The sequence below is a fragment of the Serratia oryzae genome (assembly GCF_001976145.1).
GTDB classification, from domain to species: domain Bacteria; phylum Pseudomonadota; class Gammaproteobacteria; order Enterobacterales; family Enterobacteriaceae; genus Chania; species Chania oryzae.
In genome coordinates, this window is the sequence record NZ_MOXD01000025.1 from 1 (window position 1) to 9,807 (window position 9,807).

Consider the following 9,807-nt stretch of genomic DNA (forward strand, 5'->3'; position numbering starts at 1 on the left):
GGTGGCCGGGTTCAGGTCATGCAGTCGGCAATAATGCTTTTTAGACAATCCACTCTGTTGCCAGGCGTCGAGATGTTGTTGCCGTTCACTGTGAGAATACTGTTTTGTCATATTTTGCCTCAGGTTCATTGTATTGAATGAAGGCAGCATGTGGCAGCAGAGTTTTGTTAACAATATGAGTTCGCCGGACGCTTACGTGATCGCCAGACGAATGGCCAAAAAACAGCAGATGCAGTGGAGCAGAAAAGGTGCGCATTATTTGTTACAGACCCGGACCGCTGTTCTGAACAATGAGCTGCAGGATAAATTCGCTTGCTGGTATACGGGGTTCTCAATAGGCGAACAAAGTGATGTAAAGGTATCAGCGATGGCAGCGTAGATTACGACTGCCCCGCGCTTTTTCATGCTCTCCTAAAGCTGCTCAACCGTGGATAATTTTGGCGGACGGAAAAATCTGGGGTTCCGGCGTAGAACCCCAATTTAATGATGGCTGAGTAGATTACAGTCATCGTTTCACCGTATCCGGCACGAGATCATGACACTTCGAAAAATTCAACTTTACCGCCGGTAAGATGGTACATACTACCCACGATTTTAATTTTCTGCTGCTCTTCCAGATCTTTCAAAATCGAGCTTTTTTTTCGAATATTCTCAATGGTCAGTTCAACATTTTTTCGGGCTACAGCATCAACAAAATCATAATTACTTCCTTTACGCTCTCCGCTGTATACCGTCTTTTCAATTGCGGGTTTAATTTCATCCAAAAGGCCCGTCAGGTTACCCAGTTCCGCGTTCTCGATAGCACCACGAACCGCACCACAGCGTGTATGCCCCATCACCAGCACCACTTTTGCTCCTGCAACAGCACAAGCAAACTCCATACTGCCCAGAATATCGCGATTATTGATATTTCCCGCTACACGAGAATTAAATGTTTCGCCAATTCCCGCATCCAGCAAAATTTCTGCTGGTGCCCTTGAGTCAATGCAGCTCAGGATTATCGCCGCGGGATATTGACCTGCAATACTGTTGCGCTTCTGTGCCAGATAGTCATGCTGCATTGGACTATTCTGCCGAAAACGAAGATTGCCCTGCTGAAAGTGTTTAATTACCGCCTGAGGAGTCATATTGTCGCGCTCTTTTTTGCTAAGTGAAGCGGCAAAAGAAACAGAAGGCATTGATAAGACAGTCAGCCCAGTGACTGAGACGGCTGAAACAGCGAGTATTTGTTTCAGCACTGTACGACGTGGGAGTTGGACTGATTTTTTTTCCATAATTTTCTCCTGATTGTAGAGTTGAATCGGTTTAAAACGATTACGCAGTGTAAAAATATTAATATAAACCTGCCAGATCTGAGCGCGCTTATCAGTTCACTCAAATTTCATTGAAAACACTGCAGGTGCCCCCCTTTCTTTTAAAGACCCGTTCTTATCTAATGTCACTTTATCAACATTTATAGCATAGTAGCTGCAGCCAGGTTATAACCTGAATTGAGTCAGAGAAAATTACAAAAATGACGCTACATCTCTTTCGTTCATTTACAATTTCACCTGAAAAAAACTATTAATTGGAGATATTTCTTCTACGCAGGTGCATGAGGAAAAAATGCAGCGCAATTGAAAATATTATTATGACACACCTCAATTCCACTTCACTGAAAAAAGAGAATTAAAATGACGAAGACCCAACTTCCTGAGTGCTGATATTTTGTGTTGACTCACAGTCTTATAATCTATACCCAAGCCATTCGCGACTTTCCAGATAGACATGCCTTTAATCAAACACTCTATGACATAACGTTCTCTGGCGGTCAGTGATTTTGATAAATTAAAATGTCTGGCCGTGATACTGGTTACCTCTTTGCTCAAAAGATGTCGAATATTTTCTGAAAAGTTCCCGATTGTCGCGCGCTCATCCAAAAAAAAGCATCGTTCTGCATATTGATTAAGAAATTCCATGACCAACGGGCGGATCATCCGATTGGTTAGCACTATCGTCTTGAGTGAATGAGCAGACTGAAACTGCAACTTCCCCATCGCATGCATAGTTTTTATTAATGAACAACAAGAAGGAATATGCGTTATTAGCAGGATTGGGCTGTAAACTGGCGGCAGCTTATTCTCCTGCATATATACAGTGAGGCATGCCGTTTCTTTAACGGCGTATTCATCCCCGAGAGCCCTGATAATTTTGTGCATCGCAATACGGGTAAACATGCAGGGATGCTGGATGATAACATGCGTTTTAATATTCATTTATCTTTCCTTACGGGGAGCATTGCCTCGTCCATTCGAACAAATCCTGTATTCTTTTCGCTTAATCTGTTTCAAGCCGCATCCTGATACGGCTTTCCAACACAGTAATATCGCGCGCGTGGAGGGCCTGAGTCGATACTGTCGGCTCTACACCAATGACAACGGTAAAAAGGGTGCCTGATGCAACCTGAGCACCGTCTTGCCAGACGATACTGTCGCCGGCCAATATTGCCAGACGATCTTCTGATCGCGCGCCCTTATTCCAGCGAGACAGGCCTACACTGCGGCCATCCACCGTTGCTGAAGAAAGAGTGACCCCAACTTTCCCGCTCTCTCCAAATCGAAAAGCCTTTCCATTAAGACCCTCCCCATCAAAGAGCAGCGCCACCCGTTTTGGCTTCAGGCAGTTCACTGTAACCGTCACCGCTCGCTCACTCATTGTCAGTGAGGTCTGCGAAGCAATGCCACTGGTTGGGGTGAGGCGGCCGAAGTCAATTTCCGGCAGGCCCTGACTAATATGGCAGTCCGGTGGGGCCGCGTGGGTTATTTTTGGAAAGAGCAGTGCAGCTGAAGCCAGCCAGCAGCTGGTGAAAAAATATCGTAAGGCGCCAGAGTAATAATTCATGCTTTAGGTCTCCTGAGGATGACAGATTGCACTGATCATCTCGTAATAAACGTTCAGGTCGGCTTGTGGCGGAAGGGTATAGGTCAGGCGGCACTGCCTGTTTTCATTCTCAGTGAGAGCAAAAAGTTGGCTTTCAGGTGCTATATCGTTAATAAATAGCGTACCGTCTTCCACCGCCGTACTGATGTAGTTCCCCTGAGCGTCAGTAATCAATGTTCCTTTGGGTAATGGTTTTCCCCCCGGAGATGTCACCTTTAGCAAGGCCCTGCGAGTGCTCAGCGTATCAAAGTTCAGACGGGGGACCGCGCCAAATCCCACCGTCAGTTGCCGGGTTCCATTCCCCACATCCACATGTTTAGGCAGGGAGTTTGAATCCAGCTCAATGCGTGTCTCACGGTAAGGGGGCAGAGACGGCACGACTGCCTGTCCAGTAAAATCGGTCCAGACTTGTCCCCTCGGAGTGCTGATAGCCACTCCACTGATAGGCTGGCTGAGGGAGGCTATCCCGAAAGTTTCCCTTATCGGGTACGGTGAGAAGGTGACTCCCGAACCGTGGGCGGCAATACCCCCGCGTAAGGTAGTAGAATAACTCTGGGCGTAGCCCCCATTGCGGCTGCCGTTGATATCCAGTTGGGTATAATGCAAGTTGGCATTCAGGCCGCCGCTCATATTGACCTGTTGATCACTCATGTCACGCTCGGTGGTTAGCGAGTAATGGAGATCACGGCTGATATTCCCGTTGGCGCTAATGCCCGACAACGTATTGTTATTACGACTGCGTACATAAGTATTCATATTATGCCCACCAAGCGGAACGCTGAGGTTGGCAAAAACACTGTCCCCATTCATCGCGTTGCCAGAGCGCTGGCCTATGTCGCGCTGCCAGTTGACCGACAGAGAGGTGGCAGCAATCCGCTTTCCCCAGGAGCCAATCAGGCGTTGACGGGTATCTGCCGGGTCAAATCCCTGTATGCGTGAATATCCCAGGGATAAGTAACCAGCATGAGGGAGGGACCAGCCGATGGCAGTATTATATTCACGTTTCCTGTCGCCGGACCGTTCAGCGTTTCTCAGATTGAGAGTATCGAGTAGTTCCCGGTACCCCGCAGAGTTCTGGGACAGGGAGGTATTGAAGGTAACGTTGTACGGTGCGCTATAGCCTGCACCGAGCGTCAGTCGGGTGCCCTTGTTAGCCTCCTTATCCTCTCTGGAACTCAACAGCCCTGCCGACACCAGGAAGTGATTGGCGGGCGCGAAATCCACCTGTCCACCAAGCGCTTGATACGTCTCCGCCAGCATCATACCGCTACTGAGACTTGTTCCTTTAGACAGTGACCACCCTTGTGAAACCATCCCTACCAGCGGCAAACGGTCGGGCGATTGGACTTCCCGGACCTTGCCAAACGAGAAAGACAGCCCCTGTGGTGGGCCAATTTTTCCATCCCCCCTGCCAAATGTACTGGAAGACACACTAAACTGGTTTTTTTGACCATTGGTTTCAGTTACCGTTACCACCAGGTCAGCAACGCGGCTTATTACGGGTATGTTACTCAGTGTGAACAACCCTGCGGGCACCAGCGTTGAGTAAATTAGCACTCCGGACTGGCGAATATCGACCTGCGCCTGTGTCGACAGCGCAATGCCAGTGACAGTTACGCCGCTATCGTTTACGTCATCAAATAGCCCATTAGTAGGGGTAAACTGCACACCGGTGATTGGCGCCCCGGTAAACAGAGAATTATTCATATTGATCTGTCCTGCCTGAAGCGTCTTGCCGAAGGTAGGGAGTGCCCGCTGTGCATAGGTATAAAGGACATTGTTGCTCGTATTTCCCTCACTCAATGTCATCATTTGGCGGCTACGCAATACCCAATCATCCAGATTAATTCCTAGTTCAAACGCCCCTTGTGCTCGGGAAGTAGTGCGCCCGGTAAAACGGTTTTGTATTGAGAACATGTCATAGTTCAGCAGGGCTGCTCTTCCGCCCTGTTCATATCCCTGCACCTGCAGGCGCTGCGGATCCAGTGCAGAAGGCAGGGTGACAATTTCCACGCTTGCCTCATTAGGATTAAGCGTGATCAAGGTTCCGGGATAAGCTTTCTCGTAGTCGAGACAAGAGGAGCTGTCTTTTGCGGATTCCATAACGTTGGTAACAGATTTGAGTGCCAGTTTTGTCAGTAGTTCTTGGTCCGCACACAGTTTTCCGTCAGCCCCAAAGCGGGTTGGAATAAGCCCCTGTTCTTTGCCGTTGAGGCGAATACTCACGGGCGTGATACCCGGCATAAAGCGCGGCGCCTCAGAAAAATACTCTGCAACGCCAGTATGAAGCCCCCGGGCTTTCAAGGTGGAAATATCAAATTGTGCGGCCGATATTTGGCCCGGCAGCCACAGGAAAAATGTGATAAGACTGAAAAATGCGCCCGGCGTGGCAGCCGTAAATGTACGTAATGGCGTCTGATAAACGGTATAATTTTTCATTGTTATAATTTTCGGTCATAAATGTGACAGGGTCAGCCCAAAAGACATCCCTTCTGGAGGCTATCGAGTGATGTTTGCATTGTAATCAGGAGCCGGTGAGCCATAGCGGGTAGCGGGAAACATTTTTACCTGACCGTCGCCGGCAGGTACAGCGCCGGCCTGAAGTGCCACCGCCATCGACTGCCCGGGAAGCAGATAGGTTTTATCCAGGGTCCCTTGGGTATTCGAAGGCATTAGCACCACTTTAGGATCAAGGCGAACCACGTAGGGAGAAGGATTATTGACAGTTAGCGTGCCATTTTGTAGGGACCAGCTCAAACGTGTCCACGGATCGTTTACATTAGGCAAGCCCTGAGGATGGATAATCATTGGCAGGTCCTGACGCACCGTCATGGCGACGCGATTGGTACCTGGTTTATGTTCTGGAATCCCTTCAAATATCACCCGCTTTAGCTGCTGGACCTGAATATTCTTTGCGCCCTCAAGTACAAAGCGAACCTGCTGAATTTTACCGGCTTCCACCCGGATGATGGGCTGAGTGGGGATGATATTGACCTCTGATTTATCTTCTGCAAGGCTCGTCACAGTGGTGTATAAGAGGGCAGGCCCGTTGTCTGTATTTTTGACATTAATGGTCCCCCCACCTTCACTGGCCTGAATAAACACAAGGGGTGTCTCAGGCACCATTCCAGCAGCCAGTAAAATGCAGGGAAATAGAGTGAGGGCTGCGGTCAATACCGCGCCGCGCAAGAACAGCGTCATCAGAATTACCTCAACAAGAGCAGTTATCATTAAGAACAGAGAAAGAAGACCCGGCATTGCTGCCGGGCCAGACAGAGTTAGAGATACACGACGCTTAACGTGGCACTACCGTCCAGATTGATTTCATTCGCTAAATCAAGATTGTTTTTAGGATAAATAGTGGTGCGAATACCAACATCAAAAATCATGTTAGTGGCGAAAGGAAGCTCCGTAATCGGGCCTGAGGGCTTACTTATCAGTGATGCAGTATAAGTAAGTCCATTAGGGCCGATGATGCTGGCTTCTTGATATGTAGCACCGTTTACTGATGCAAGACGGCCTGCTTCCCCGTCAATCCGGAATGACTCTTGTTCTGGAGCCAGGAAGTAATACCCGATATTGTTGCCACTGTTGTCCGTATTCAGTCCGAATCGTGGACCGGTCTCGTTATGAGTTCCTGGACGATTGTCAGCCACTTTAAAACCGACTTTAATCGGAGAAGTACAGGCGATGCTGATGGTCAGCGGCATCGTCTGCAGATTCGTGACCTTATTGACATTCAGGCTATTGCTGTCAATAGAACCATAATCAATCACCCCACCGTTGCTAATTGACGGCGTGCAGGCTGCCGGGAGAATTGTGCCCTTTATGGTAAGGTTGGCGTCTGCGGCATGGACTGCACCAGATACGGTCAGTAAAAGCAGTGCTGCAGGGGTAAACGTCAACAGTTTACGCATTTCTATATATTCCTTATTAATTACCGATTAAAAATTCCGATCATGCCGGAAGGAAGTTAATTCATGGAAACAACAGTCGCCATGGGTTAATTGTGACTCTCCATGCACACTAACTGCTGCAGAGTCACAGTGTTTCTTTGCTGGAGTATCGATAGTATTGCCATAAGATTGACGCAAGAAATCAACAAGACCAACACCTGAAATATTTAAAACGTTGTTAAACAATCGCTATATAATGCCCCATTATTAACAAACACAGCATCATCTTCGATGCGCAGTAAATATGCCAACTCATCAGCCCCTAGATTAAATCGAGCAAGAGGAATACATGACGAATCGATGCACAAGTAAACTTCCGTAAAAATACATTTCGATCGTATGTGTCGTCAAACTGTATTTTTACAGCTCTTAATGGCGAAAAAATAACAAATAAAGAATAAAATTCTGTTTTTTTGTTGTTTTAAAGAGGTGTAGATCGAATGGTGGTTTGTTATATGTAATATTTGGTTATTTGTTTCAAAAATAAAAAAAATCATCCGCATGTCAAACCATAAACAAAGGTTAAACGGGAGATAAATAGCGATTATTACTCCTGATGATGTACACAGATATTGTGGGGAAAAATCCTGTTTGAGGTGTATTTCATTTTAATGTTTTCTTTTTACCAGGAAACATATACGTTTTTTTACATACCCGAGTTATAGAGGTTATACAGCGAAAATAGCGTGATGAACCGCGAACGTAGCACACCTTCGGTGCGAGCACGGCAGCGTTCGGTATGCAGCCACGCTGAATGCTGGCGTGAATGGTATCTTTATCTTGCGGAGCAATCTCGATGTCGCTTTTGATGATGACGGGCATCAGGTGAAACCATTGATGGTGCGCTTGACGGGGAATGTACCGGGAGTCGAGAAACTGTTTGACCGCTGTGGTTGGCAGGTGGTGCCCGACAGCGATGCCTCTACCCCCTATCAGTATCAACTGATGGTGCAGCAGAATGCGATCCTCCTATGACAGTATAAAAATAAACAGGAAATCGATGTGAAAGACATTAACAAAATGAGTTGGAAGGAAATCAAGTCTGAAGCGCTGAAAGCACACATCCGGAACAATAAGATGATGATCCCAAACTACGGTGAAATGCACCGGTACGGAGAACCTGTTTCAACGGCGTTTGTGGAATCAAAGATCAATGAAGTGATCGCGTAACCGAACGGCGAACTCGCGTTGTGTGATTAAAATAATGTAATAATCTGGCGGATATTAACTGAAGCTGTTTTCGGCGTAGGGTAATAGCTCGCTGATCCGGCTGTTCGGCCAGGTAGGTAAACGGGTCAGTACATCGCGCAACCAGATATACGGGTCGTGGCCGTTGAGTTTGGCAGTTTCCAGCAGACTCAGGATAGCCGCCATCCGTTGCCCAGCCCGTAAAAACCCGGCAAAGAGCCAGTTCTTGCGGCCTACGGCCACCGGACGGATACAGTTTTCAGTGCGGTTATTGTCGATGGGCACGCGGCCATCGTCCAGATAGTGCAGCAACGCCGGCCAGCGTTTCAGGGTGTAGTCCAGTGCCTTGTGCAGCCCCGAGTTGGGTGCCGTTTGCGTTTGTTGCAACAACAGCCATTGATGGAAGGCCTCCTGTCGGGGTTTGGCGTATCGCCGTCGCCATTGGCGTTTCTTATCCGCCGACCGAGGTTTGATTTTGCGCTCAAGCTTATAAAGCTCACGGATGGTGTCTAGCGCAACCTTGGCTACCGGGCTTTTGTTGGAAGTAAACAGCTCGAAGAACTTGCGCCGGGCGTGCGCCCAGCAGCCTGCTTCACGCGCCTGCCCACTGTCGAACAACGCCTGGTAACCGGCATAACCGTCTACCACCAGGGTACCGCACCAGCTCTCAAGCACATCGCGGGCATATTGCCCACTGCGCCCCGGTTGGCAGTCATAAAGCACGATTGACCGGTCAGCCCCCAGCGCGGTGATATAAGCCACAGGTAGCCGCGTTGGGTTTTGCCCTTGCCGGGGTCGAGGAGGGAGAGCGGCGTTTCGTCGGCCTGCAGGACCGGGTGTTGCAACAGGTCCTGATGCAGCGTCTGGGCCAAGGGTTTCAGGGCCGCCCCTACCGCACCGAACCAGCCCGCCAGCGTACTGCGAGGCAGGTCGACACCGCTACGTTGATATATCACCTGCTGACGGTAGAGCGGCAGATGGTCAAGGCTTTTGGCACACACCACCTGCGCCAGCAGACCCGGACCGGGCAGACCTTTTTCAATCAGTTGTGCCGGTAGCGGTTCGCTAACCACCGTTTCACAGTGTGCACAACTGAACTGCGGGCGGACATGCCGATGAACGATGAAGCGAGCCGGAACATATTCCAGCCGTTCGCTGATTTCATCGCGGATGAAGCGCAGGGTGTGCCCACAGTCTGGGCAGCTATCGGACGCCGGGGCCAGGCGGACCTCTTCCCGGGGCAGTTCAGGCGGCAGGGGATGGCGTTTGGCCCTCTGCGGTTTTGGTGCTTTTGGTTCAGGCAAAAGCGTGGCCAGTTGCTGCTCGATATCGGCGGCATCGGCCTCGATGTCTTCGTCGAACAACCCGCGCTGTTCGCCCTGGAAGGCTTCGCTTTTGCGCCCGAAGCGCCACTGTCGGGCGTTTTTCAGTGCCTCTTCCAGTTGCTGGATATAGCACGTTTGTGACTGGTTTCGCTGTGTCTGCTGTTCAAGGTCCGCGAGTAATTTCAACGCCAGAGTGCGCAGTTCGTCGGGGTCTTTTGAGGTCAGCAAGGCATCGATATTCATGTGAGCATTTTATCAACACGACACCACATTGTCATTGATAATCAATGTGTTAATCACTGTCTTTCGTTATTTCCAGCCGGTTAAATCCAGGCCGTCCACCCGCTGCCAGTCAATGCCTTTCATCAACCAGTCGGCCTGCTCGGGTGACAGCAGCCAGGCGACATCCCCTTGCCGGG

The 9,807-nt window shown here is 49.3% G+C and carries 8 protein-coding genes and 3 pseudogenes; 3 read left to right on the forward strand and 8 right to left on the reverse strand.

Annotated elements, in window-relative coordinates; genetic code table 11:
- Positions 1–150: IS66 family insertion sequence element accessory protein TnpA (tnpA, locus tag BMI79_RS24635; RefSeq protein ID WP_425272352.1), on the reverse strand; the 150-nt coding region annotated here is incomplete at its 3' end.
- A 46-nt stretch (positions 151–196) separates the two neighbouring features.
- On the opposite strand from tnpA, the pseudogene BMI79_RS22490 reads away from it, so the two are divergent.
- Positions 197–379, forward strand: a pseudogene (locus tag BMI79_RS22490) (ISKra4 family transposase); the annotation flags it as partial.
- Between the two features lie 154 nt (positions 380–533).
- Here the strand turns inward: BMI79_RS22490 and BMI79_RS22495 are convergent.
- The 6 genes from BMI79_RS22495 to BMI79_RS22520 form a co-directional block, all read right to left on the reverse strand.
- Positions 534–1,274, reverse strand: a complete 741-nt coding sequence (locus BMI79_RS22495) for a carbonic anhydrase (RefSeq protein WP_076944373.1) — start codon at positions 1,272–1,274, stop codon at positions 534–536.
- A gap of 366 nt (positions 1,275–1,640) precedes the next feature.
- Positions 1,641–2,255, reverse strand: coding sequence for a LuxR C-terminal-related transcriptional regulator (locus tag BMI79_RS22500; RefSeq protein ID WP_076944374.1), 615 nt, complete (start codon positions 2,253–2,255; stop codon positions 1,641–1,643).
- 61 nt (positions 2,256–2,316) lie between these two features.
- Positions 2,317–2,880, reverse strand: a complete 564-nt coding sequence (locus tag BMI79_RS22505) for a DUF1120 domain-containing protein (protein ID WP_076944375.1) — start codon at positions 2,878–2,880, stop codon at positions 2,317–2,319.
- Between the two features lie 3 nt (positions 2,881–2,883).
- Positions 2,884–5,358, reverse strand: a complete 2,475-nt coding sequence (locus BMI79_RS22510) for a fimbrial biogenesis usher protein (RefSeq protein ID WP_076944376.1) — start codon at positions 5,356–5,358, stop codon at positions 2,884–2,886.
- 60 nt (positions 5,359–5,418) lie between these two features.
- The gene (locus tag BMI79_RS22515) at positions 5,419–6,120 is read right to left on the reverse strand and encodes a fimbria/pilus chaperone family protein (protein ID WP_076944381.1); all 702 of its coding nucleotides are present in this window, start codon (positions 6,118–6,120) and stop codon (positions 5,419–5,421) included.
- A 77-nt stretch (positions 6,121–6,197) separates the two neighbouring features.
- Positions 6,198–6,836 carry a DUF1120 domain-containing protein gene (locus BMI79_RS22520; protein WP_076944377.1) on the reverse strand — a complete coding sequence of 213 codons (639 nt, stop codon included), beginning with the start codon at positions 6,834–6,836 and terminating at the stop codon, positions 6,198–6,200.
- A 768-nt stretch (positions 6,837–7,604) separates the two neighbouring features.
- Between BMI79_RS22520 and BMI79_RS22525 the strand changes: the two are divergent.
- Positions 7,605–7,850, forward strand: a pseudogene (locus BMI79_RS22525) (DUF2913 family protein); the annotation flags it as partial.
- Between the two features lie 27 nt (positions 7,851–7,877).
- Positions 7,878–8,045 (forward strand): hypothetical protein, encoded by a 168-nt coding sequence (locus tag BMI79_RS23845; protein ID WP_158069132.1) that lies wholly within the window; start codon positions 7,878–7,880, stop codon positions 8,043–8,045.
- 54 nt (positions 8,046–8,099) lie between these two features.
- Here the strand turns inward: BMI79_RS23845 and tnpC are convergent.
- Positions 8,100–9,631, reverse strand: a pseudogene (gene tnpC / locus BMI79_RS23200) (IS66 family transposase).
- Positions 9,632–9,807: the final 176 nt, after the last annotated feature.